Source organism: Sinorhizobium mexicanum, from assembly GCF_013488225.1.
GTDB classification, from domain to species: Bacteria; Pseudomonadota; Alphaproteobacteria; order Rhizobiales; family Rhizobiaceae; genus Sinorhizobium; species Sinorhizobium mexicanum.
The window spans coordinates 2,248,662-2,272,283 of record NZ_CP041238.1 but is presented as its reverse complement, the minus strand read 5'-3'; the positions used below and the strand labels follow the sequence as shown (position 1 = coordinate 2,272,283).

General features: G+C 61.8%; 24 protein-coding genes. 10 read left to right on the top strand and 14 right to left on the bottom strand.

What is annotated here, in order from left to right:
• The first annotated feature begins 124 nt into the window (after window positions 1-124).
• Both FKV68_RS10690 and FKV68_RS10685 read left to right on the top strand, forming a co-directional pair.
• Window positions 125-1,051, top strand: a complete 927-nt coding sequence (locus FKV68_RS10690) for an ABC transporter ATP-binding protein (protein ID WP_180937829.1) — start codon at window positions 125-127, stop codon at window positions 1,049-1,051.
• Complete coding sequence (locus tag FKV68_RS10685) at window positions 1,048-1,809, top strand: ABC transporter permease (RefSeq protein ID WP_180937828.1); 762 nt, start codon at window positions 1,048-1,050, stop codon at window positions 1,807-1,809. The genes FKV68_RS10690 and FKV68_RS10685 overlap by 4 nt, the downstream gene beginning before the upstream one ends.
• Before the next feature lie 57 nt (window positions 1,810-1,866).
• Here FKV68_RS10685 and FKV68_RS10680 read toward each other — a convergent pair whose 3' ends face one another.
• From FKV68_RS10680 to FKV68_RS10670, 3 genes are all read right to left on the bottom strand, one after another.
• Window positions 1,867-2,568 (bottom strand): TIGR02281 family clan AA aspartic protease, encoded by a 702-nt coding sequence (locus tag FKV68_RS10680; RefSeq protein ID WP_180937827.1) that lies wholly within the window; start codon window positions 2,566-2,568, stop codon window positions 1,867-1,869.
• Complete coding sequence (locus FKV68_RS10675) at window positions 2,565-2,786, bottom strand: DUF1289 domain-containing protein (protein WP_136505644.1); 222 nt, start codon at window positions 2,784-2,786, stop codon at window positions 2,565-2,567. Before FKV68_RS10675 ends, FKV68_RS10680 begins: the two co-directional genes overlap by 4 nt.
• A gap of 85 nt (window positions 2,787-2,871) precedes the next feature.
• On the bottom strand, window positions 2,872-3,660 hold the full coding sequence (locus FKV68_RS10670) for an adenosylcobinamide-GDP ribazoletransferase (RefSeq protein ID WP_180937826.1): 789 nt from the start codon (window positions 3,658-3,660) through the stop codon (window positions 2,872-2,874).
• A gap of 137 nt (window positions 3,661-3,797) precedes the next feature.
• Here FKV68_RS10670 and cobT point away from each other — a divergent pair, with 137 nt between their 5' ends.
• Window positions 3,798-4,814, top strand: a complete 1,017-nt coding sequence (gene cobT / locus FKV68_RS10665) for a nicotinate-nucleotide--dimethylbenzimidazole phosphoribosyltransferase (protein WP_180937825.1) — start codon at window positions 3,798-3,800, stop codon at window positions 4,812-4,814.
• Between the two features lie 273 nt (window positions 4,815-5,087).
• A complete protein-coding gene (locus FKV68_RS10660; RefSeq protein ID WP_180937824.1) occupies window positions 5,088-5,501 on the top strand; it encodes a diacylglycerol kinase in 414 nt (137 codons plus the stop codon).
• A 51-nt stretch (window positions 5,502-5,552) separates the two neighbouring features.
• On the opposite strand, the gene FKV68_RS10655 is transcribed toward FKV68_RS10660, so the two are convergent.
• The gene (locus FKV68_RS10655; RefSeq protein ID WP_180937823.1) at window positions 5,553-7,088 is read right to left on the bottom strand and encodes a sensor histidine kinase; all 1,536 of its coding nucleotides are present in this window, start codon (window positions 7,086-7,088) and stop codon (window positions 5,553-5,555) included.
• A 152-nt stretch (window positions 7,089-7,240) separates the two neighbouring features.
• On the opposite strand from FKV68_RS10655, the gene FKV68_RS10650 reads away from it, so the two are divergent.
• The 3 genes from FKV68_RS10650 to FKV68_RS10640 all read left to right on the top strand — a co-directional run bounded on the left by FKV68_RS10650 (window position 7,241) and on the right by FKV68_RS10640 (window position 9,129).
• Window positions 7,241-7,951 carry a thermonuclease family protein gene (locus FKV68_RS10650; RefSeq protein ID WP_180937822.1) on the top strand — a complete coding sequence of 237 codons (711 nt, stop codon included), beginning with the start codon at window positions 7,241-7,243 and terminating at the stop codon, window positions 7,949-7,951.
• Complete coding sequence (locus FKV68_RS10645) at window positions 7,941-8,579, top strand: uracil-DNA glycosylase family protein (RefSeq protein WP_180937821.1); 639 nt, start codon at window positions 7,941-7,943, stop codon at window positions 8,577-8,579. The genes FKV68_RS10650 and FKV68_RS10645 overlap by 11 nt, the downstream gene beginning before the upstream one ends.
• A gap of 64 nt (window positions 8,580-8,643) precedes the next feature.
• Window positions 8,644-9,129 carry an Lrp/AsnC family transcriptional regulator gene (locus FKV68_RS10640; protein ID WP_180937820.1) on the top strand — a complete coding sequence of 162 codons (486 nt, stop codon included), beginning with the start codon at window positions 8,644-8,646 and terminating at the stop codon, window positions 9,127-9,129.
• Window positions 9,130-9,138: 9 nt separating this feature from the next.
• On the opposite strand, the gene FKV68_RS10635 is transcribed toward FKV68_RS10640, so the two are convergent.
• From FKV68_RS10635 to FKV68_RS10625, 3 genes are all read right to left on the bottom strand, one after another.
• Window positions 9,139-9,837, bottom strand: a complete 699-nt coding sequence (locus tag FKV68_RS10635; protein ID WP_180937819.1) for a DNA alkylation repair protein — start codon at window positions 9,835-9,837, stop codon at window positions 9,139-9,141.
• On the bottom strand, window positions 9,834-10,703 hold the full coding sequence (locus tag FKV68_RS10630; RefSeq protein WP_180937818.1) for an NAD(P)-dependent oxidoreductase: 870 nt from the start codon (window positions 10,701-10,703) through the stop codon (window positions 9,834-9,836). Before FKV68_RS10630 ends, FKV68_RS10635 begins: the two co-directional genes overlap by 4 nt.
• Window positions 10,704-10,811: 108 nt before the next feature.
• Complete coding sequence (locus FKV68_RS10625; RefSeq protein WP_180937817.1) at window positions 10,812-11,639, bottom strand: class I SAM-dependent DNA methyltransferase; 828 nt, start codon at window positions 11,637-11,639, stop codon at window positions 10,812-10,814.
• Between the two features lie 203 nt (window positions 11,640-11,842).
• Between FKV68_RS10625 and FKV68_RS10620 the strand changes: the two genes are divergently transcribed.
• A complete protein-coding gene (locus FKV68_RS10620; protein ID WP_180937816.1) occupies window positions 11,843-12,574 on the top strand; it encodes a DUF2270 domain-containing protein in 732 nt (243 codons plus the stop codon).
• Between the two features lie 115 nt (window positions 12,575-12,689).
• Here the strand turns inward: FKV68_RS10620 and FKV68_RS10615 are convergent, their stop codons facing one another.
• The 4 genes from FKV68_RS10615 to FKV68_RS10600 form a co-directional block, all read right to left on the bottom strand.
• Window positions 12,690-12,956, bottom strand: coding sequence for an usg protein (locus FKV68_RS10615; protein ID WP_180937815.1), 267 nt, complete (start codon window positions 12,954-12,956; stop codon window positions 12,690-12,692).
• A 163-nt stretch (window positions 12,957-13,119) separates the two neighbouring features.
• Window positions 13,120-13,950: an ABC transporter permease gene (locus FKV68_RS10610; RefSeq protein ID WP_180937814.1), complete on the bottom strand. Its 831-nt coding sequence runs from the start codon at window positions 13,948-13,950 to the stop codon at window positions 13,120-13,122.
• Window positions 13,947-14,750: an ABC transporter permease gene (locus FKV68_RS10605; protein ID WP_180937813.1), complete on the bottom strand. Its 804-nt coding sequence runs from the start codon at window positions 14,748-14,750 to the stop codon at window positions 13,947-13,949. Before FKV68_RS10605 ends, FKV68_RS10610 begins: the two co-directional genes overlap by 4 nt.
• Window positions 14,751-14,907: 157 nt before the next feature.
• On the bottom strand, window positions 14,908-15,690 hold the full coding sequence (locus tag FKV68_RS10600) for an ABC transporter substrate-binding protein (RefSeq protein ID WP_180937812.1): 783 nt from the start codon (window positions 15,688-15,690) through the stop codon (window positions 14,908-14,910).
• A 402-nt stretch (window positions 15,691-16,092) separates the two neighbouring features.
• On the opposite strand from FKV68_RS10600, the gene FKV68_RS10595 reads away from it, so the two are divergent.
• A complete protein-coding gene (locus FKV68_RS10595) occupies window positions 16,093-18,294 on the top strand; it encodes an OmpA family protein (protein ID WP_180937811.1) in 2,202 nt (733 codons plus the stop codon).
• A gap of 228 nt (window positions 18,295-18,522) precedes the next feature.
• On the opposite strand, the gene mobB is transcribed toward FKV68_RS10595, so the two are convergent.
• Genes mobB through FKV68_RS10580 form a run of 3 tightly spaced genes read right to left on the bottom strand, consistent with a single transcriptional unit; the run spans window position 18,523 to window position 20,611 of the window.
• The gene (gene mobB, locus FKV68_RS10590) at window positions 18,523-19,035 is read right to left on the bottom strand and encodes a molybdopterin-guanine dinucleotide biosynthesis protein B (RefSeq protein ID WP_180937810.1); all 513 of its coding nucleotides are present in this window, start codon (window positions 19,033-19,035) and stop codon (window positions 18,523-18,525) included.
• The gene (gene mobA, locus FKV68_RS10585) at window positions 19,032-19,691 is read right to left on the bottom strand and encodes a molybdenum cofactor guanylyltransferase MobA (protein ID WP_180937809.1); all 660 of its coding nucleotides are present in this window, start codon (window positions 19,689-19,691) and stop codon (window positions 19,032-19,034) included. Before mobA ends, mobB begins: the two co-directional genes overlap by 4 nt.
• 11 nt (window positions 19,692-19,702) lie before the next feature.
• Entirely contained in the window at window positions 19,703-20,611 is a 909-nt protein-coding gene (locus FKV68_RS10580; protein WP_180937808.1) for a DMT family transporter, read from the bottom strand.
• 407 nt (window positions 20,612-21,018) lie between these two features.
• On the opposite strand from FKV68_RS10580, the gene FKV68_RS10575 reads away from it, so the two are divergent.
• Window positions 21,019-23,568, top strand: a complete 2,550-nt coding sequence (locus FKV68_RS10575; RefSeq protein WP_180937807.1) for a methyl-accepting chemotaxis protein — start codon at window positions 21,019-21,021, stop codon at window positions 23,566-23,568.
• The last annotated feature ends 54 nt before the right edge of the window (window positions 23,569-23,622 follow it).

Here is a 23,622-nt window from a genome sequence, read left to right as displayed (position 1 = left end):
CGAACGCGACTTGTTTACGGTGTGTCGCCGGGAATTTTGACCGGCATGGGCTGCAATTCCACCCGAGTTGGCCCATATAGAGCGGCATCCTGCCTAATCCCGCACCGTTCCCGGACCCGTTTGCATGGCGCCCATTGTTTCCGTTTCCAATCTCTCGAAGACCTATGCGTCGGGGTTCAAGGCGCTGAAAGGCGTCAGCCTCGATATCGAGCAAGGCGAGATCCTCGCTTTGCTCGGGCCGAATGGGGCCGGCAAGACGACGATGATCTCGATCATATGCGGCATCGTCAATGCAAGCGGAGGCGAGGTCACCGTCGGTGGGCATGACGTCGTGCGCGATTTCCGCCAGACCCGGGCGATGATCGGCCTGGTGCCGCAGGAACTCACAACCGACGCCTTCGAGACGGTTTGGAATACCGTCTCCTTCTCGCGCGGGCTGCATGGCAAGAAGCCGGATCCTGCGCATATCGAGAAAGTGCTGAAGGACCTGTCGCTCTGGGACAAGAAGGACAACATGCTGCGCGAGCTTTCCGGCGGCATGAAGCGGCGCGTGCTGATCGCCAAGGCGCTGTCGCACGAGCCGCGCGTGCTCTTCCTGGACGAGCCGACGGCCGGCGTGGACGTCAATCTGCGCAAGAGCATGTGGGACGTGGTGAGGGAGCTTCGCGCTTCGGGCGTGACGATCATCCTGACCACGCACTACATCGAGGAGGCCGAGGAAATCGCCGACCGGATCGCTGTAATCAACGGCGGGGAGATCCTGCTGGTGGAGGAGAAGGCAGCGTTGATGACGAAACTCGGCCGCAAGCAGCTGCGCGTCGATCTCGCCCAGCCGCTGGAACGCGTGCCCGAAGGCTTGTCCTCCTACAATCTGGCGCTCGAGGCCGACGGTCACTGTCTGATCTATGACTATGACACGAGCGCCGGGCGGACCGGTATCACAGCGCTGCTTGCCGCGCTCGCGGAAGCAGGAATCAGGCTCAAGGACATTTCCACGCGACAGAGTTCGCTGGAGGACATTTTCGTCGAGATCGTGGAGGCGGGACGATGAATATCGAGGCGGTGAAGTCGATCTATTTCTTCGAGATGGCGCGGACCCGCCGTACGCTTCTGCAGAGCGTCGTGTCGCCCGTAATATCCACGTCGCTCTACTTCATCGTCTTCGGCGCGGCGATCGGAGCACGCATCCAGGAGATCAACGGTGTTTCGTACGGCGCCTTCATCACGCCCGGCCTGATGATGCTGACGCTTCTGACCCAATGCGTCGCCAATGGTTCCTTCGGCATTTATTTCCCGAAGTTCACCGGGACGGTTTACGAGGTGTTGTCCTCGCCGATATCGATGGTCGAGATCGTGCTCGGTTATGTCGGCGCGGCCGCGACCAAGGGGCTGATGATCGGCACGATCATCCTCGTGACGGCCTCGCTTTTCGTCGATCTTTCGATCGCCCATCCCTTCGTAATGCTGTTTTTCTTCGTGCTGACGGCCATAACCTTCAGCCTGTTCGGCTTCATCATCGGCATCTGGGCCAAGGATTTCGAACAGTTGAACCTGATCCCGATGCTGGTCGTGCCGCCGCTCGTCTTCCTTGGTGGCAGCTTCTATTCGATCGACATGCTGCCGCCGTTCTGGCGGACGGTCAGTCATTTCAACCCGGTACTCTATCTGATCAGCGGCTTCCGCTGGAGTTTCTTCGAGATTTCCGACGTCAATCCGGCCGTGAGCGCCGTCATCATCCTCGCCTTCCTGACTGTCTGCATGTCGGTGCTGACCTGGATTTTCCACACCGGCTACAGGCTTCGAAACTAAAGCAATTCCAGGAAAAGTGTGAAGCGGTTTTCCGTCCGGAATTGCGCAGCCACAGCGTTAGTCGCGCAGCCGGAGCTGGTCCGTGCGCATCTGGAGAAAGTCGAGGGTCGAAATGAAGCTCATACCGAGCAGGCTTCGGTCGAGCTTTCCTTCCGCCGCGACCATTGCCCGGATGTTCCGGCGCTCGATCGGACCGATGGCAATGTCAGACAGGGTGACCGGGGCGGCAAGCGCACGACCATTCGCCGTTATCACGGTTACGGTGTAGCTGAGGTTCGCCGGATCGAGGCCGATCCTCTCGGCATCTTCGAAGGTGAGCGCGACGCTGCTTGCGCCGGTATCGACCAGCATGCTGACGCTATGGCCGTTGATGATCGCGTCCGCGGCGAAATGTCCGTCAAGCCGGCGGTGCAGCACCACCTCCTGCTGGCCCTCGCTGTCGGTGATCACCATAGCGCGTCCCGGCATCAGGGCCGCCAGTAGCCGGTCGCCGACGGATTGCAGTTCGAAGCGGTAGACATAGACGGCGACCAGGGCGAGGGCGATCAGGAACCAGACGAAGATCTGGCGCAGGCCCTCGCCCAAGCGACCGCGGCTGCGGAGAATGGCGGCGCTCAGGAGTGCGGCCATGGCGCCGAGCGCGACAAGCCTCCCGAAATCGTCGTTGTTGATGCCGAAGGTTTCGCCGCTCTCGTGATTGAAGATCAGAAGCGCGAGGCCGACCCCGAGGATTGCCAGCAAAAAGATCAGACGATTCATGCGCCGTTTCGTTCCCGCGCCATGCGCGACCGGCGAGTTTCCCGTCGCGGCTTGCGCTCCACCGTGTCGAGCCGCGCGGGCAGGGCCACCATAATGCTGTGCCGCTCCGCATCGGTGTAAAGCGTCCAGGCACCTATCTCTTCACGCGTGCGGCCGCAGCCGAAACAGTAGCCGGTTCTTTCGTCGATCGAACAAACGAGAATACAGGGGGATTCCACGGTCGGGGCTTACTCCGTTTTTCGCCGGAAGTGGTTCGCGGCCAGTATCCCGTTTCACTTCGGATTTCGAAACAATATTGGCCTTTCAGACCGTCAGCGCAAGGGCGCCGAGAATGGCGATTTCCGTCAGTTGCTGCGTCGCACCGATCGTATCGCCGGTATGGCCTCCGAGCTTGCGCGATGCGATCTTTCCAAAGGCCTTTACGGTCAGCGCGAAGCCGGCAAGCGCGAGCAGCACCGCGACGGCAGGAACGCCCGCCGCATAGAACAGGAGCAGCGCGAAAAGAACGGCGGAGCCGAGCGCGATGGAGGTTGCTTGCGGATCGGGCGTACCCGCCGATGCGGCCACACCGCCAGGGCGCGCGGGAGGCAGACGAGACCAGTGCCAGACCATGGCAGCACGGGTGAGCGCCGCCACGCCGAGGAGCGTGAGCCCTGCGCCGATCGGCGCGAAGAGTGGCAGGAAGGATGCAAGCGCGGAGACGCGCAGGCCGACGGACAGGATGAGAGCCAAGGCGCCATAGGTGCCAACGCGGCTGTCCTTCATGATCGCGAGCGCACTCTCACGATCACGTCCGCCGCCGAAGCCGTCGGCGGTGTCGCCGAGGCCGTCCTCGTGCAGGGCTCCGGTGACGAGGGCTTGCACGGCAATGACAAGGAAAGCGGTGAAGAGCGAACTCACCTGAAGTGCAACCAGGAATCCCGCGAGCGCCGCTGCGGGCAGGGCGATCAGTACGCCGGCAAGGGGAAAGGCGCGCACGGCCCGATCGAGGCGCCCGTCATGGTCCACGAAATGGCGTTGCGGCACGGGAATGCGGCTGAGGAAGGCGACCGCACGCGCCACGTCGTCCCAAAGATCGCCGATAGATGCCATTCCCTCTCCCGCCCGAATCGCCGTGCTCCTTCCGATCATGCTCCGGCGACAGCATTTGGCGCAAATGCCGTTGCCGGGAGCGGCCCCACGCTCTATGACGTGCGCCAACCGACGCTTTTTACTTGCAAGGATTCTCCATGAGTGCCAGCGGCCTTCCGTTCGATGATTTCCGCGAATTGTTGCGCAACCTGCCAGGTCCGGATTCGGCGGCGCTCGTGGCGGCGCGTGAACGGGATGGGCAATTGACGAAGCCGCCCGGTGCGCTCGGCCGTCTCGAGGAAATCGCATTCTGGCTTGCTGCTTGGACCGGTCGCCCGCCTGCGGTCACTCGGCCGCTGGTGGCAATCTTTGCCGGCAACCATGGCGTAACACGCCAGGGCGTGACACCCTTTCCGCCGTCCGTAACGGCACAGATGGTGGAGAATTTCGCGGCCGGCGGTGCAGCGATCAACCAGATCTGCGTCAGCCAGGATCTCGGCCTGAAGGTGTTCGACCTTGCGCTCGACTATCCGACCGGCGACATCACCGAGGAGGCTGCCCTTTCCGAGCGCGATTGCGCCGCGACCATGGCCTTCGGCATGGAGGCGATCGCAGGCGGAACGGATCTTCTCTGCATCGGCGAGATGGGGATCGGCAACACGACGATCGCGGCCGCGATCAACCTCGGCCTCTACGGTGGCACGGCGGAAGAGTGGGTCGGACCGGGAACAGGCTCGGAAGGCGAGGTGCTGAAGCGCAAGATCGCCGCGGTCGAGAAGGCCGTGGCGCTCCATCGCGACCACCTCTCCGATCCGCTCGAACTGATGCGCCGCCTCGGTGGCCGCGAAATTGCTGCGATGGCCGGCGCCATCCTCGCCGCGCGCATGCAGAAGGTCCCGGTGATCGTCGACGGTTACGTCGCGACGGCGGCGGCGGCAATCCTCAAGGCCGCCAACCCGTCGGCGCTCGACCACTGCCTGATCGGGCATGTTTCCGGGGAGCCGGGACATATGCGCGCGATAGAGAAGCTCGGCAAGACGCCGCTTCTGGCGCTTGGCATGCGGCTTGGCGAAGGCACGGGTGCCGCACTCGCCGCGGGAATCGTCAAGGCGGCGGCCGCCTGCCACAGCGGCATGGCGACCTTCGCGCAGGCCGGCGTCAGCAACAAAGAGTAATCGCGCGCGTTTAGACACCGAGCCTGCCGCGTTCAGGTCCGCTTGACGGTTCCGTGCGGCAGCCTTGCGCGCAGTTCGACCACGTGCCACGGTTGCTGTCGATAGGCTGTCGGGGCACGAAGGCTCCGTCGCGGCGGGCTAGATAGGAGCGGCCGGCTCTCCTATCGAAAGGCTCGCGACGAGCGATGGTTGCAGGTCTAAAATCCGGGCGGCCTTTTATTCGCCTCAATCGCGATATGGTAGCTTCAGCAGTTTTGAGCCTGTCGAGATAAAATGGACGCCAACAACACCACCCCGCGCAACGGCCGCTCCGCAGCTGTCGACAAGCATACCGGCATCCGGCACCTCTTTGCCGCCGCCAGCTATTCGCTGGGAGGGGCAAGGCGGCTGATCGGGGAGGCGGCGTTCAGGCACGAGCTCATTGCCTTTGCAGTCGCCATGGTGGCGTTTTTCATCGCCGGCGCAACGCTGTTCCAATACGTCGCGATGGCCATCCTGTTCCTGCTGATGATGGCTTTCGAGGCGATCAACACCGCGATCGAGGAGATCGTCGATCGCGTCTCGCCGGAAATCTCGGAAATGGGCAAGAACGCCAAGGATCTCGGATCCTTCGCCTGCCTCTGCCTCATCCTCGCCAATGCGGCCTATGCCTTTTACGTGGTGTTTCTGGCCGGGTTCATGAACTGACCTGCGCGCAGAGGTTCATGAACTGACCTGCGCGCAGAGATGTCTTCCCGATCAGGCGAAGCTCTTGCGGCGCGGTTCCAGCGCCCGGACATCCTCGACGGGGGGAACGCTCTCGAGCACACGGCGAGGCGGCAGGATCGCGATCGCTTCCGTGCCTTCGCGAAGCTTCGAACGCAGGATGAACTGGCCATTATGCTTGGCAAGGATCGCCTGGACGATCGGCAGGCCGAGGCCGGTGCCCTGTTCGGCGCTCTTGATCGCGATCGAGCCCTGACCGAAGGCGGAAAGCACGATCGGGATCTCCTCCTCGGGAATACCCGGGCCATTGTCCTTGATCGACAGATATTGTCCGCCGCCAGCGGTCCAGCCCACCTTGACGGTGACCTCGCCGCCCGAGGGCGTGAACTTGACCGCATTCGAAAGCAGGTTCAGCGTAACCTGGCGTATCGCCTTCTCGTCGACCCACACGGCGGGCATGCCCTGTTCGAACTGGTCAGCGATCGTGATGTTCTTCGCACGGGCGCGCAGCTGCACCATGCCGATGCAATCCTCGGCGATCTCTATAAGGTTCACCGCCTCCTCGTTGAGATCGTATTTGCCCGCCTCGATACGCGAGAGATCGAGGATCTCGTTGATGAGGTTGAGCAGATGCTCGCCGGAACGGTGGATGTCCGACGTATATTCCTTATAGGTCGGGTTGCTGAGCGGCCCGAGCACTTCGGTCGACATGACCTCGGAGAAGCCGAGTATCGCGTTCAGCGGCGTGCGCAGCTCGTGCGACATCGAGGCGAGGAACCGGGATTTTGCGAGGTTGGCTTCCTCGGCGCGCCGGCGGGCCTCGTCGGACATGGATTTTGCCACTTCGAGCTCGGCGATGAGGTCGTCCTTTTCCGATTGGACGGAAAGGATGTGAACGTTGGCGCGGTTCATGCGGCCGGTCATGAACACGAGGAAGGCGAGCGAAAGCGAGAGGATCCCGGTGAGGCCGATGTGGAAAGGATCGCCTGTTGTCGCCGACGAGAAGGCAAGCGCGGCAACAACCGGCAGAAATGTATAGAGCAGGGCGTTTCGCAACAGGAAGGTGCCCATGGCCGTTGCAGCGAGCGCAACCAGCAGGACAGTCCCTTCGAAGAAGCCAAAGCGGATACCACCGCAGGAGGCGCAGTCCTGGGTGGCGAAAACCCCCCAGCAAAGTCCCATCAACAACTGGCCCACGAGAAAGCGGCGCCGCCAGACGGCGACCTTCTCGGCGCCGACGTCCTCCCGCTTCGCCTTGCGGGCGAGGAATACGATCACGGCATGAGCGGAGAGCGTCGCCAATGCCCAGGCGAGGATGTCCGGCTCGCCGGAAAGGTAGACTCCGGTGGCAGCGATCAGTGCGACGAGGAGGGGCAGGGCAATCGCCCCGTGCAAGACGGAATGGATATGCAGGAGAAGCATTTCCCGCTCGAAGCCGGTCGGCGCGGACGAGCCCGTCTGCAGCCGCTCACGCGTCGCCCGCACAGTCTTCGAAACGGCCTTGTTCCGATGGCTGCGCGACTTGTCGACGATGATCTTATCTGTCGATGTACTGGCGACGATACTCATGCTCTTGATCAAGGGATTGTGTCGAGCTTGCAGTCTAGGATGCAATCCTTAAGAAGTTGCTGCCCGGCAAGGATTCGAAAACCATTGTGGCGCGATTGCGTTTTTTTGACAGGCAGAGTGAGGCTGGCAGTGTCGAGTCATGGGGTGCGTGCGTGAGGTCGGGAAAGCGGAGGTTCCGAATCATCAGCGGGGCGGGAGCAAGGCCGCCTGCACCAAGGCGACGGTTCGGATTTAGCCGTTCAACGGCCGTCGAGCCCGGGCGCGACTCCGGAATGATGGGCGGCTGGATGTTCCTCATTCTGCTCAGCATCGGCGCTTATGTCGCCGCCAACTTACCGCCGCCAGAACGGGCTGTGACCGGCGAGCTGCAGGGTGCAGCCACCGCAAGCGATGGCGACAGCCTGAGGCTCGACGGGCGACGCATACGGCTCGAAGGCATCGACGCGCCCGAGATCGGTCAGACCTGCCGGCGGGGCGAAGCGATATGGGATTGCGGCGGCGACGCACGTCAGCACCTGAAGACGCTTACCAGTGGCTTCACGACGGCATGCCGCCTGCATGGCCACGACCGCTATGGCCGCGACCTCGGCGTATGCGAGGCGGGTCAGCGCGATCTTGGCCGCGAGATGGTTCTCTCTGGCTATGCTGTCAGTTATGGCCGCTACCAGAACGAGGAAGAAGCGGCGCGCGAGGGCGGCGTCGGCGTCTGGAGCGGTGATTTCGTTCAGCCGCAAGAGTGGCGCCGGTCGAATGGTGGCGCCGAAGAAACGCCACATGAAGCGGACAATTGGTCGGGACTTATTCTTCAATGGTTGGAGGAGCAGGTCCGAGTGATTTTCAGGAGGCTCGTCAATGGCGGATAGTAGCGCGCATCATCTGGAGGTATTGCGCGCAGCCATTGCCGCATGCCGCACCTGTCGCGACAGTCCGGCGCGCGGCGAGGACCATCGGTTGCCGCACGAGCCGCGGCCCGTGGCGGTCATTTCGGATTCAGCGCGGATATTGATCGCAGGCCAGGCGCCCGGACTGCGGGTGCATGAGAGCGGACTACCCTTCAACGATGCTTCGGGCGATCGGCTGCGCCAATGGCTCGCCGTCGACCGGCCGACATTCTACGATCCGAAAAAATTCGCGATCGTCCCCATGGGATTCTGCTTCCCGGGCTACGACCAACACGGCAGCGACCTCCCGCCGCGGCGGGAGTGCGCACCGCTCTGGCGGCAACGGGTGATGGACGCCATGCCACAGATCGAGCTCGTGCTCGCGATCGGCCACTATGCGCAGCGCTGGCATCTCGGTCCGGACTGTCCGGGCTCCATGACCGAGACTGTGCAAAACTGGCAACGCTACGTGATGCGCAATGCCGGCCCGGCTGTCCTGCCGATTCCCCACCCAAGCTGGCGCAATACCGGCTGGCTGCGGCGAAATCCCTGGTTTGAAACGGACCTGCTGCCGTTCCTGCGTGCACGTGTCGCTCAGTTGATTTCTTGAAACAATTTTCTTTATTTTCACAAAATCCACGTTATGAAGGGAAAAATATTCGAGAGGACATTTCATGGATCGCCTAGACCGCAAGATCCTGCGCCTTCTGCAGGAAGACTCGACTCTGGCCGTTGCCGACCTCGCCAAGAAGGTCGGTCTTTCGACCACGCCTTGCTGGCGGCGTATCCAGAAAATGGAAGAGGATGGCGTCATCCGCCGCCGCGTCGCTCTGCTCGATCCGGTGAAGATCAACACCAAGGTGACGGTGTTCGTTTCGATCCGTACCAATTCGCATTCGATGGAGTGGCTGCGCCGTTTCTCCGAAGTGGTTGCCGACTTTCCGGAAGTGGTGGAATTCTACCGCATGAGCGGCGACGTGGATTACCTGCTTCGCGTCGTCGTGCCCGACATCGGCGCCTATGACGCGTTCTACAAGCGGCTGATAGCCAAGATCGAGATCCGAGACGTGTCCTCGGCCTTCGCCATGGAGCAGATCAAGTACACGACTGAACTGCCGCTCGACTACATGGTGATCGACCAAAAGGCGAGCGAAGAATAAACCGCCGCGTCAGGCCTGAGCGCCGAGCCGGCTACGCACGCGATCGCTTTGAAGTTCGCGCAGCGCATCCTTCCCGATCCACCGTGCTGCGCCTCTGTCGCTCGCGGTGAGCTTTTCTGCCAGCATGACGGCTGGTCCGTGGCAGGCAGAACTGCGTTTACCGATCTGGCGCAGCGCCCAATTGACCGCCTTCTTCACGAAATTGCGTTCGTCGCCGGCATGTGCCTCGATCAGCGGCAGCCAGGAAAGGAGCAGCGAATCCGGCTCCTTCTTCAGGTGGACGGCCGCGGTCGCGATCATCGCGAAGGCGATGCGGCGGACGAACTCCCGTTCGTCGGCGGCGAATTCCGGAATAAGCGTCCGCTCGAAACGAGCGGCGACAAACAGGTCGGCGACCGTATCGGCAAGCTCCCAGGAATTGCAGTCACCCGCCCATTCGCGCGCCTCCTCCAATGTCAGCGCGCTCGGGGAGGCTGTGAAGGCGGCGAGCAGACGCGCTTCGCGGATGTCCGATTGCCAAAGCTCCATGACCCGGGAGTGATCGACTCTCACGTGCCGGGCTATGCGCCGCAGCTCGACATTGGAGAGGCCGAGCGCGGTTTGCGTGACGATACCGAACCGCGCCATCCCGGCCACGTTTTCTTCCGACCCGAGTGTCCTCAGATGCTCGATGATCTCGCTGGCCGTGGACGCGGGCGAAAGCGTCATTTTTCTAGGCGGGCGAGCAAGGACGAAGTATCCCAGCGGTTGCCGCCGCGCGCCTGGATGTCGGCGTAGAATTGATCGACCAGTGCGGTGACCGGGAGCTTGGCGCCGTTGCGGCGCGCTTCTGCCAGCACGATATCGAGATCCTTACGCATCCAGTCGACAGCGAAGCCGAAATCGTATTTGCCGGCATTCATCGTTTTGTGGCGGTTCTCCATCTGCCAGGACCCGGCGGCACCCTTGGATATGACATCGATCACTTTCTCGATGTCGAGGCCGGCCTTCTTGCCGAAGTGGATGCCTTCGGCGAGCCCCTGTACGAGGCCGGCAATGCAGATCTGGTTGATCATCTTGGTAAGCTGCCCTGCGCCGACCGGGCCCATCAGGCCGACCATGCGCGCATAGGCATCGATCACCGGCTTGGCTCTGTCGAACGCGTCTTCGTCGCCGCCGCACATCACGGTCAGCACGCCGTTTTCAGCGCCAGCCTGTCCACCCGAAACCGGTGCGTCGATAAAATGAGCGCCCTTTGCCCTGACCGCGGCGTAGAGCTCGCGGGCGACCTCGGCCGAGGCCGTGGTATTATCGATGAATACAGCGCCCGCCTTCAGAGTTTCGAAGGCGCCATTCTCGCCGGTGGTCACGGAGCGAAGGTCATCGTCGTTGCCGACGCAGGCGAAGACGAAATCCTGGCCGTCCGCTGCCTCCGCTGGCGTCGCAGCCGACCGACCACCGAACTCGGCAGCCCATTTTTGTGCCTTCTCTGCGGTACGGTTATAGACCGTCAGTTCGTGTCCGCCTCGAACCTTGAGGTGACCAGCCATGGGATAACCCATGATGCCGAGACCGATGAATGCGACTTTGGCCATTTCCTGCATACTCCCATTTGCCTTGGGGCAGGTGTAACCGATGGTTGGCGTGGGGAAAAGAGGCCGCGCGCATTCCCCGGCACATCGGCGCGCTCGCGATCGCTTGCCTCAGGGCTTGAAGCGCGCGACCACCAACTGTCCGGCGATCGGCTCGCCTTCTTCCATGCGCACGGTGATGTCGCCCATCTCGATGATTTCGAAACCGGTCGCGGTCAGGCGATCGCGCAGGTAGGCTTCCGAATGGGCAAAACGCTGATGCGGACCAACCATGTAGTCGCGGCCGGCAAAAGTTTCCGCCGGAAGGGTTTCGCTGGAGAAGATCAGCAGACCTCCCGGTACGAGATTGTCGACGGCGCCGAAGAAGAGCGCTTCGAGGGCGCCCATATAGGGCAGCACATCAGTCGCGACGATGAGGTCGAACGGGGATTCGTCGTTGTCGTCCAGGAAATCGACCGCCTCGGCGACATAAAGCGTTTCGTAGAGATCCTTTTCATGGGCGATCTCGACCATGTTTTCGGAGAGGTCGATGCCGGTGATGTCCTCCGCCATGTCGCGCAGAGCGCCGCCGGTGAGACCTGTGCCGCAGCCGAGATCGAGTGCGCGCTGAAAGGGGCCTAGTCCCAGTGCCTGCAGGCGCTGGCGGACCAGCAGCGGCACGCAATAATTGAGCTGGTCGACGAGGACGTTCTCGAAGACATCGGCATGCTGGTCGAAGAGCGTCGCCACGTAGGCGTCGGGCGCCTTCAACGGCGTTTCTCCGCGTCCGATCGAGGCGAGGCGAACGGCGGCGCCGCCGTGATCCTCCGGGTCGAGCGCCAGGACTTCGGCGTAAGCCGTTGCGGCTGCGTCGAGGTTGCCGGATTTCTCGAGGGAAAGTGCGCGGTTGTACGCCTCCGCCAGTGCTTCCTCGTCGATCTTCTTGCTCTGCTGGGTCATGGGCGCTTCTTACGACCGTCTGCAGCCTTTGGCAATCCGCCGTGCGCAAGGTGGCGATCGATCCGCCGGGCGGCCTTTGAGAAACAAAAAACGAACATTTAGCGTTCGGTAAAAAAATGACGATGCGCAAGCGCGGCGGGATTTATCCGGCGCCGGAAAGGAGTCATCATCCGATCAACAACGAAAGCCGGGAGGGAATGCCGATGTCCGCTGAACTCAGCCCGCTGACATTGGATAAGGATTTGCCCGAGCGGCAGGGGCAGGCGCTGCCGCTGCCGCAGACGACGCAGGAGACGATCAACACGATCGTTCACTATTATCGCGGCGAAATGGGCCGAATGGCGGGATGGCGGGACCGCATCGACCGCACGTCGAACTGGGCGATCACCGTTGTCGCGGCGATGCTTTCCGTGTCGCTCTCAACGCCGTCCTCGCATCACGGGGTTCTGCTGTTCGCGATGCTCTTGATCACACTGCTGCTGCTGATCGAGGCGAGGCGTTATCGCTTCTTCGATGTCTACCGCGCGCGCGTGCGCCAACTCGAGCGCGGCTATTTCGCTCAGATCCTTTCGCCGGAAGGGACGCCAAGCGTCAAATGGTCCGTGTCGATCGCTATGAGCCTGCGCAAGCCGGCCTTTCTGATGAGCTATCGCGAAGCTGTTTGTAGAAGGCTTCAGCGCAACTATTGCTGGATGTATCTGATCCTGCTTTTGGCCTGGGCGCTGAAGATCTCGTCACCGAAGATTTCCACCAATGGCGAACCTTTCGGCCACGTCCGTTCCTGGGCTGACGTCACTGAAAATGCCGCGCTTGGGCCGCTACCGGGTTGGGTGGTGATGATTGGAGTTGCGCTCTTTTACGTCCTTGTTCTTTATGCGTCGCTGCACAAGGAACGGCACGAAGGCGAACTCGCTCACGGTGAGGTGCACGTCTGAAGGTGCAGCATTCACCACAGTGGGAAACTTGCGCTTGAGAGCAAGAGCGGTTGCCGCAACTGCATCCGTTCGCGAAAATGGATGTTCAGTTGGAATTCTGTGCGGCTTCGACCGCTCAGTGGAGAATGAACTCTCCCTTGAGCGACCGCCATTCGCTGGCCGATATCAGCTTGCGATGAACATAACGTACCGAATGCAGCGGTCCGTCCAACTTCTCCTGCCAGAACTTCAGGAAGTGGCGCATCTCCGGAAAGTCCGGCGCGATGTCGTAGTGCTGCCAGATATAGGTCTGGAGGAAGGTCGGGTGATCGGGCATCCGGTAGAGAATTTGGGCCGTTGTCAGGCCGTAACCCTTGAGTTGCAGTTCCATCTCACTCGTCATCAGGACCTCACTTCTCGCAAAGGTGGTCTCTATGATGAAACGCTTGATCTATTAATCAAGTCCTAATATTTGTGCGGGATCTGGATTTCCTGCAGGATAACAAAGGCTTGGCAGCACTCGTCGATCACTGCTGCCAAGCTTTCTATTGCCCGAGGTCTCGCAGCTATCGCTTCAGATGCCGTGTCAGCCGCGCCTCCAGCAGGGCCCAGACGTTGCGCAGCAATTCGACCATCAGCAGGTAGAGAACCGCGGCCCAGACATACATCTGGTAGTCGAAGGTGCGGGAGAAGGCGCGGCGCGTCTCGCCCATCAGGTCGAAGACGGTTACGATCGCCACAATCGCCGAGCCCTTGATCATCAGGATGATCTCGTTGCCATAAGGGCGGAGCGCGACGATCATCGCCTGGGGCAGGATGACCTTGAAAAAGGCGACGCGCTGCGACAGCCCGAGTGCGGCGGCTCCTTCGTGCTGCCCGCGCGGCACGCTCTGGATGGCGCCGCGCAGGATTTCTGCCTGGTAGGCGGCGGTGTTCAGCGTGAACGTAAAAAGCGCGCAGTTCCAGGCGTCGCGGAAGAACCACCAGAGTCCCATCGCTTCGAGCTGCGGACGGAAGCTGCCGAGGCCGTAGTAGACGAGAAAGAGCTGGGTGATCAGCGGCGTACCGCGGAAGAAATAGACATAGGCATAGGAGAGCCAGGACCAGATCTTGTTCTTCGACATCCGTCCCATCGCCACGGGCAGCGACAGGACGGCGCCCATGAGGATCGAAGAGATCACGAGCATCAGCGTGACGCCGAGGCCTGACACGAAGCTCGGCCCGTATTTCGAGAACTTCTCGGGGTCCCAGCCGTTGACGACAGTGAGGAAGATGCCGACGGCGAGCGCGAGCCAGACGCCGAGCGTGACGCTGCCGATGAAGCGCGACAGCGTGTATGGCCTCGGCGGAGCCGGTGGCGGTGCCTGAGGCGGGATCATGGTTTCGGCAATGCTCATCGGGTCATCTCCGCGCGTTTGGTCCAGCGCTCAAGCGCCGAGAAGACGACGGACGAAATCATCGCCAGGATCAGGAAGAGAATGCAGGCGACGCCGAAGAACTCGAACGCGTGCTTTGTGACGCGGGCGGCGACTCCGGTCTGGCGGAGAATGTCCGGCAGGCCGACCACCGAGACGAGGGCAGTGTCCTTGAGGAGTGCCATCCAGAGGTTGCCGAGACCGGGAAGCGCGATGCGCACGAGCTGCGGCAGGATGATCAAGCGCATCGTTTTGCCGCGATGAAAGCCGAGCGCATCGCCGGCTTCATACTGTCCGTGCGGGATCGCCTTGAAGGCCGAAAGCAGCACTTCCGAGCAATAGGCGGAGAAGACGACGCCGAGTGCAATCATGCCTGCAACGAAGGCGTTGATCTCTACCGGGCCTTCGTAGCCGACACCGGCAAGGAACTGCTGCACCAGGATCTGGAGGCCGTAGTAGACGATGAAGAGTGTCAGGAGCTCGGGTAGGCCGCGAAAGATCGTCGTGTAGATATTGGCCGCAAGGCGGAGGGACCTTTCGTTCGACTGCTTGGCGAGCGCGATGAAGAAGCCGGCCGCGAGCCCGACTGGCAGGGTGGCGATCGCGAGGCTCGCCGTCACGAGGAACCCGTAGGCGATCTCGTCGCCCCATCCGGCATCGCCACACGCCAGGAGCGTGCCTGTGCCGAACCAACGAAACACTCCGGCCGGACCGCAGAGCGGATCGATCATCGACCCGATCCAGGCGAAAACGGAGAAAAGGGCGGCGAACAGTCCGCTCATGCCAATAAATTCCCCTAGCAGCGTTCTTTTATGCGCCAATTGCGCTTATTTTCGAGGGTTCTTGTCAAACAAAAACGGCGGAAGGGCAAGCCGTCCGCCGTTGCATTTTTTTCATCAACCGAGATTTCCCCGGCATGATCGGCACGAAAACCGTCGATTAGCTGCCATAGACGTCGAACGGGAAGTACTTTTCGTTGATTTCCTTGTACTTGCCACTCGCGCGGATGCCGTCGATCGCCTTGTTGAGCTTCTCGCGCAACGCGTCGTCGCCCTTGCGAACGGCGATGCCGGCGCCTTCGCCGTTGATGACCGGGTCGATCGGCAGCGTGCCGAGCAGCTTACAGCAAGCGCCATCTTCGGTCTTCAGCCATTCCGAAAGCACAACGACGTCGTCGATGACCGCATCGATACGGCCATTGGCGATGTCGAGCTTGTACTCATCCGCGGTCGGGTAGAGCTTCAGTTCCGACTCCTTCATGTGCGCTTCGGCATAGTTGGAGTGGGTGGTGGAACCCTGCGCGCCGAGCGTCTTGCCTGCAAGCGCGGCTTCGGTAGCTTCGGTGATCGGCGAGTCTTTCGGAACGACGATCGCGGGCGGCGTGTTGTAGTACTTGTTGGTGAAGTCGACCTTCTGCTTGCGCTCCTCGGTGATCGACATCGAAGCGATGAACGCGTCGAACTTCTTCGCGATCAGCGCCGGAATGGCGCCGTCCCACTCCTGCGTCACAAAGGTGCACTCAGCCTTCATCTCTTCGCAAAGCGCCTTCGCGATGTCGATATCGAAGCCCGTCAGCGTGCCATCGGCCTCGAGATTGTTGAAAGGCGGGTAGGCGCCTTCCGTACCGAAGACGATCTTTTCGCCATCTGCCATGGCCGTGCTTGCCATGAGCGCGAAAAGGGCAGCCGATGCGGCGGCTGCCAGCCGTCTGGAAATACGCATGATTATCCTCTCTGTTGGCTGACACCCGTTTTTTTCTTGTTCGCGGGTGCCAAATAGGGCCGAGGCGTCCGCCACGGTTGGCGGGATATTCGTACTTCTCCTGTAAAAATCAACTGGAAAGCGTCATCGCCCACCGCCAAAGGGGAATCACGCGTCTTTCGTCCTCCTCCATGGCGCGAGAGAAAGATGAACGGCCTGTTCACGCGAGGTTAATGTCGCGTCCGATAGCCCTTGAAGCGGAACCGATCCGCGGCTGCAGCGTTGCGATTACAAACGCGACTGACCACAAAAAAGTCGGAAACCGCGGATCATGGCCCTGTGGGAGCAGGCTTGCAGGCGTGACCGTTCAATCGGACCAGGACGCGCAGCGAGCCGAACCTCCCAATAAGAGGAAGGAAGACAATGTCGATTCGATCCAGACTTTTCGCAACGGTGGCCTTGCCCGTATTCGCGGCGACCTTTGCCGTGCAGCCTGCGCTTGCCGAGAGCCTGATGGCGCCGTTCGAAGTTGCTCAGGAAGGCGCGGACCAGCCGTCGCCCGAGGATTTGCTGCTTCTCAAGAAGCGCAGAAAGCAAGCCGAACAGGGACAGGCTGAAGAACAGCAGCCCGCCGCCGGAGAGGAGCAGGCCCCGAGGCGCAAGAAGCGCCAGCAGCAGGTTGAAGAGCAGCAGCCCGCCGCTGAAGAGGCCGCTCCGCAGCAGGCTGAGGAGCCGCAAGCCCCGAGGCGCAAGAAGCGCCAGCAGCAAGCTGAGGAACAGCAACCTGCTGCAGAGGAGGCTGCTCCGCAGCAGGCCGAAGAACAGCAGGCCCCGAGGCGCAAGAAGCGCCAGCAGCAGGTTGAAGAGCAGCAGCCAGCCGCTGAAGAGGCCGCTCCGCGGCAGGCAGAGGAACAGCCGGCTCCGAAGCGCAAGAAGCGCCAGCAGCAGGCTGAGGAACAACAGCCCGCCGCTGAGGAGGGCGCCCCGAAGCAAGCCGAGGAGCAGCAGGCCCCGGCGCGGAAGAAGCGCCAGCAACAGGCTGAGGAACAGCAGCCCGCCACCGAGGAGGGCACTCCGCAGCGCGCAGAGGAGCAGCAGACCCCGCGCAAGAAGCGTCAGCAGGCTGAAGAACAGCAGCCCGCCACCGAAGAGGGCACTCCGAAGCAAGCCGAGGAGCAGCAGGTTCCGCGCAAGAAGCGCCAGCAGCAGGCTGAAGAGCAGCGTCAGACCGAACAGCCAGCCGACCAGGCCGGTGAGGGCAGGCAGCCTGTTCCCGGCGCAGAAGCACCGGCAACGGCAGAGCAGGGTACAGGCGAACAGCCACGGGCCCGGCCCGCTCCTGAGGTCGTCGATAAGCGCACGGAGGAAGAGAAGGTCAAGATCGCCAAGGACCCGGCAGCAACAGACGACACTGTCGTGCTTCCGGTGGAAAACGGTGCAGCCATTCTCGACAGCGACAAGGACGCCGACAATGTCGGCGGCAACCGTGCACGCGAGGCGCGGCGCAAGCAGCGCGAGGAATTGCGTGCCAAGGCAGAAAGCGTAGCACCTCCAACCGACGATGCCTCCTCCCAGGCGGAAATATCGACCGAGGCCCGGCAACAATTTCCGAAGAGGATCGAGGCCAACCTGAAGGAAGAGGGACAGCGCATCGAAGAAGCGCCAGCCTTCGCAGTGCCTCAGACGACGAACATCGTCAACAACACCGTGATCAATAACACCACGGTCAATAACACGACGGTCAACAACAACACGAACGAAGTCACCGAAGTGCAGGTGGTGGAGGAAGTGGAGGACCGCGTGATCCTCGGTGTCGGCGATCGCATTTTCGTCCGGGGCGACGACCGGCCGCGGTTGCGACGCGATTCGGAGGAAACCTTCTACGACCAGTTGCCGCGTGACCGCGTTCGCGAGACGATCGTTCGCCCTGGCGGTTATCGTATCGTCACGATCTACAACCGCTATGGCGATATCGTGCAGCGTTCGCGTATTGACGGCGACGGTAACGAATATCTGATGGTCTACGCGCCCGAGTATGACGAAGATGATAACCGTCCGGCGATCGTCGACGTCGGTTACGACCTGCCGCCGATGCGCCTGACGATACCGGTGGAAGACTATATCGTCGACGTGGCCGACGATCCGGATCGGGACTATTACGAGTTCCTTTCCGAGCCTCCGGTCGAGCAGGTCGAGCGCGTCTACACCATCGATGAGGTGCGCAACTCCGCCCGGCTGCGTGACAAGGTTCGCCGCATCGACCTCGACACGATCCACTTCGAGACGGGCAGCGCCGAGGTGTCGATGACGCAGGCCAAGACGCTGCGCGGCGTCGCGGACGCGATGTCCAAGGTTCTAGAAAAGGATCCGGGCGAAACCTTCTTCATCGAGGGCCACACGGACGCCGTCGGCTCCGACCGCGACAACCTGGTTCTTTCCGACCAGCGGGCGGAGTCGGTCGCGGTGCTCCTCAGCGAAGCCTATGGCATCCCGGCCGAAAACCTCGTGACCCAAGGCTATGGCGAACGCTTCCTCAAGGTACGCACGCCGGATGCGGAGGAGGAGAACCGGCGCGTGACCATTCGCCGCGTGACACCGCTCGTGCGGCCGGTCGCCCAGCGCTGATGATCGCGGGCGCGGCGGGTTCTCTGCTGCGCCCCATTGTTTGATAAAAAGCGGGGCCGGCGACCGGCCCCGCTTTTTTCGTCCGTCGAAGCGCAGACCTACAGCGCCGCGCGTCTTTTCAGACGCGCAAAGAACGCTGTAGCACTTTGAATTGCTGCATGTCTTTGTCCTTTAATCGGCTACGATTAAAGGCGACATGCAGTAGCAATCGATCGGTAGGCGGGAGGCTCAGTCCCGCAGTCCCGTAACCTTTTCGACGAAGTCCGCGATTGCAGCGGTGTCGTCGAGATCAAAGACCGCAAGGCCCGCGTCGGTCACCGGGTGATCCGCAGCAACGGCAACGATGTGCGGGTCGCTCGGCGCTAGAGGCTCGCGGTTGGCCGACTCCATCCGCCGCGCTTCGATCTTCGGGATCGGTTCGCGCTTGTAACCTTCGATCAGCACCAGATCGCAGGGAGCGAGCCGCGCCAGGATCTCCTCGAAGGACGGTTCCGGCCCGCCGCGCAGTTCGTGCATGATTGCGAACCGCGTCGAGGAGACGATCGTTACCTCGTGCGCGCCGGCCTCCCGGTGCCGGTAGCTGTCGGCGCCGACCTTGTCGATGTCGAAGTCGTGGTGGGCGTGCTTGATCGTCGACACGACGTAGCCGCGCCGCGTCATCTCATTGACGAGACGGACCATGAGGCCGGTCTTGCCCGAGTTCTTCCAGCCGGCAATACCGAATATCCTGGGTTGGGTCATGCTTTGCGATCCTTGAGGCGTTGCAGCCATGCTTCAGCCTCTCGAAGCTCATCCGGCGTGTTGATATTGAAGAAGGGGTCGAGCGGACCTGCCTTCGTCGCGATCATGGGGAAGTCTACCGCTGCCGATGGGTGGCGCGCAATGAAAGCGCGCACGCGCAACTTGGTGTCGGTACGGATCCAGCCTTCGAGATCATCGGTGATCGCAACCGGCCAGAGCGCGAAAAGCGGGTGCATCTCGCCGCCGGACCAAGCGACGGCAATCGTCCCCTCCGGATCGGGCACCGAAGATAGCCGCACAACGAGATCATCGGGAAAAAATGGCGTGTCGGTCGGCACGGTCAGGACATGGGTCGCATGCGGCGCAACCTCTGTAGCGTGGCGCATGGCTGTGAGGACACCGGCGAGGGGGCCGAAGTAACCGGGCACCGCGTCGGCCAGCACCGCAAGACCAGGCGGCAGCCCGATACCGGGATCGGCATTGAGGTTGAGCGCAATGTTTCCCACCTGCGGGGCGAGCCGTTCGACGATATGGTCGAGGATGGTCCGGCCACCGAGCACGAGGCCCGCCTTCGGGCGTCCCATGCGCGAGGATCGTCCGCCGGCGAGAATGACGGCAGGCGGGCGTTGCGTTGTGTCTGGCGCATTCGTGACCATCGACGCGTTCCCTATTCGAGGGGGCCTGCAAGGGAGCGTTGGGCGACGGCCTTCCGCCCGCGCAGGCTCTCGCGATAGAAGGTATAGAGGCCGGAGCCGACGATGATCGCGACCCCCGCCAGCATCCAGCGATCCGGTGTCTCCGCAAAGAAGAAAATGCCGATTCCGATCGACCAGAGCAGGCTCGTGTAGCGGAACGGCGCGATGACAGAGATGTCGCCATCGCGCATCGCCAGCACGATCGTCTGGTAGCCGAGCATCAACAGGATGCTGGCACCGGCAATATGGGTCAGCGAGGTGCTCGACATCGGCTGCCAGCCGCCGAAAGGCACGATCAGCAAAAGGCCGACCAGCGTCGTTACTATGGCGGTGGTGACGGTGATGAAGAGCGAGGGCACGTCGCTGCCGATGCGGCGGGTGCAAAGATCCCGCGTCGAGGTGCAGAAAACGCATGCGACGACGGTCAAGGCTGCTGGTGTGAAGCCTTCCGGCCCAGGTCTCAGCACGATCAGCACGCCGAGGAAGCCGATGGCGATCGCCGTCCAGCGCCGCCATCCGACCGGTTCGCGCAGGAAAAGCGCCGCGCCGAGGGTGACGGCCAGCGGCAGCGCCTGCATGATCGCCGAGGCGTTTGCGAGCTGTATCTGCCCGAGCGCGGAAATATAGGTGATCGACGCCAGCGCCTCCATGACGATCCGCAGGAGGATCGCCGGTCGCAGGATCGTTCGGACCGGGCGGAATGCGCGAAAGTGAACAGCAAACCCCAGCACCATCAGCGTGGTGAGCAGACCGCGCACGAACATGATCTGGCCGGTGTTCATGACGCCCGTCACGGATTTTACGAGCGCATCGTTGCAGGCGAAGCTGACCATGGCAAGGCACATGAAAACGATGCCGCGGACATTGGCAGATGAATGCATTCGTCTTTCCTGATGGCCCTCGGCCGAAGCCAAATGCCATGTTTGGCGGGAGGAGCGAATCCGTCGCTTGGAGGTACGCCCCTTGTCGAAGCAATGACTGCCATTTCATGCAAACTCAAGCACCGTTTGTGCAATTTGAAGAGCCAGCCGCACTGACGCGAAATTCAAGGGGCAATCGTGGTATCGAGGATTATTCGCGGAATCTTAAGTTTCGCTGCCTATCGTCCCGATGATTCCGCAGTGCAATCGCATGAAGCGATCGGTGGATGACGGGCTTCAGATCTTCTTTCGCACCGTCGATCCGCGAAGTGTCCGCCGGAGCCTGGGAGGTGCTTCCGCCGGCATTTCATCACCAAGAGAAGCCACCGTGCGGGCATGTTCCTCATAATAAGAACCTGGGGTCCGCAATGTCTTTGATCGATCGCCTTCTACAGCGCCTGCGTATCGTCACAAAAGTCCTCCTTTTCGTGGTTCCGCTCGTGGTCCTGATCACCGGGATCGGTCTCGTCGGCTTTTTCACCGCTCGTACGCTCAATGGGCATATGACCGTCACCCGCGAGACCATCAACAATCTCTCGGATTTCCAGGCTTTGCGCAGTGCCTTGCAGGCGTTCGCCGATAACCCGAGCGAGGAAACGCGCGATCTCCTTGCGAAAGAGGTCGGCGAGCAGGAAGAGGGTGTCAGAACCCTCGAAGCGCTGTTGGCGCGTGACGCGGACAAGGCACAGATCGCCTCGGTCGTCGCACTCGGCGGCCAGATGCGCAATCAGACCGACAAGCTCTGGGCGGTAAAGGTCGAGCAGGACTCGGTAACGACGTCGCTGGAAGCGGCGCTCGCGGACATGACCGAGACGGGCAACGGCGCCTACAAGCAGATCGATATCATCCGAAGCGAATCCGGCGAAAAGGAAGCCTTCGCCAAGGCGCTGCTCTTCGATGCGGCCGCCTACCAGGGGGTTGCCGAGCGCATCAAGAAATTCCGCCTGCCGGTAACCATGGCGGTCAATCCCGACGCCAAGATCGACCAGGCCAACAAGCTGCTGCCGCATCTGCTGAAACAGATCGGGGAGGCCGAGAAGATTGCGTCCGAAAAGGTCCAGAAGCCGATCGGTGAACTCAAGGAACAGGCGCTGAAGATACAGGCGATCCTTGCAGGCGCCGACGACAACGAGGCGAAGAAGAACGCTCTGGTGCCAATCCTCAGCAAGCTCTCGAAATACGAAGCCGATTTTGCCAAGGAGGCGGTCAAGAATTCCGACACCGCAGCCAAGCGCTTCGTCGGCATGGATGAGGAAATCTCGACGCTGAAGACGCTGATCGCCTTGATGGGCGATACTTTCAAGGGCCTCGATAATACCCGATTCCATATCAGCGAGTTACATCGCTCGCTCGATGCGGCGAGCCGCGACCTCGTGATTGCGGATATAAACGCCGTCCGTGAGACTGCGGGCAAGCTTTCCGATCTCGGCGGCAAGAACGCAGCGCTCCGCGATCTGCCGGCGAAGCTCGGCCCCTCACTCGACAACATCGACAAGGGCACGGCCGCGTTGATCGACGTTGGCGGTCGCTGGCAGGCCGCCAAGAGCGAGGCTGCAACGCTCGTAGCCGACGCGAGCAGCACGCTCGAAAGCTTCGTCAGCAATGCGCAGGAAGCCGGAAAGCAGGACAGCCAACGATCGGCGACGGTCTCGATCATCGCTATGGTCGCCGGAACGCTGCTTTCGATCATCGGCGGTCTGATGCTTGTCGAGACGCTGCGCGGCCCGCTGAAACGCGTGACCGAAACCATGACGAGGCTCGCCAATGGTGATCTCGAAGTGGCGATCGAAGGCCGCAACCGCGGTGACGAAATCGGCGACATGGTGCGCTCGGTCGCCGTCTTCCGCGATAATGCGCTCGAAAACGTGCGGCTGGAACGCGAGGCCGAGGCAGCGCGTACATTGTCTGCCGAAGAGGAGGCGCGACGCTCTCAGGAACGCGCGCGCATCGAAGCCGAGCAGATGCAGGCGCTCAACGCTCTTTCCGATGTTCTTGCCCAGCTTGCTGCCGGCAATCTCGAGGAAGGCATGGCGGAAGACCTGCCGGCGGACTACGTCGTCATGGCCCGCACCTACAACAATGCCGTCGAGGCGCTGCGTGCGACGCTGACCGATGTGCGTCTCGTCGCGGAAGAGATTTCCGGCGGGACAGGCAATCTCTCGGCTTCGGCCGACGATCTTGCCCGCCGCACCGAGCAGCAGGCAGCAGCACTTGAAGAGAGTTCTCGTGCACTGCGTCAACTCACCGAACTCGTGGGCTCTACCGCCGAGAGCGCCCGACGCACGACGGTGTCGGTCGATGAGACGAATAACTATGCGCAGCATTCCGGCCAGGTGGTCGCCAAGGCGATCGATGCCATGGCTGAAATCAATCGCTCGTCCGAAAAGATCAGCACGATCATCGGCGTGATCGACGAGATCGCCTTCCAGACCAATCTCCTGGCACTGAACGCAGGCGTCGAGGCGGCCCGCGCCGGCGAGGCGGGCCGAGGCTTCGCGGTCGTCGCCCAGGAGGTGCGCGAGTTGGCGCAGCGTTGTGCGGGAGCCGCCCGCGAGATCAAGGGGCTGATTTCGGCAAGTTCCGCCCAGGTGCGCAGCGGTGTGGCACTGGTGCAGGAGACCGGCGAAGCGCTGACGGTCATTAACGACCATATCGCCACCATTCACCAGCTCGTCAGCAACATCGAAGCTTCTGCTGCTGACCAATATACCGGCCTCAACGAGGTCAATTCCGCCGTTCACGAGGTCGAACTGATCACGCAGCAGAACGCTGCAATGGTCGAGGAAAACACTGCGGAAATCCATGGCCTGCGCCGGCAGGTCGAAGCACTCAACGAAAAGATCGAACGCTTCAAGACCGGCACCAGCGGCGTGGGCGAATACGGTGAGGTTCGGTACGGCCCGACTTACGCCGCCTGAATTATCGGCAAGAAGAGGCCCCGCGGTCGGTGGCGACTGCGGGGCCTTTTGCTT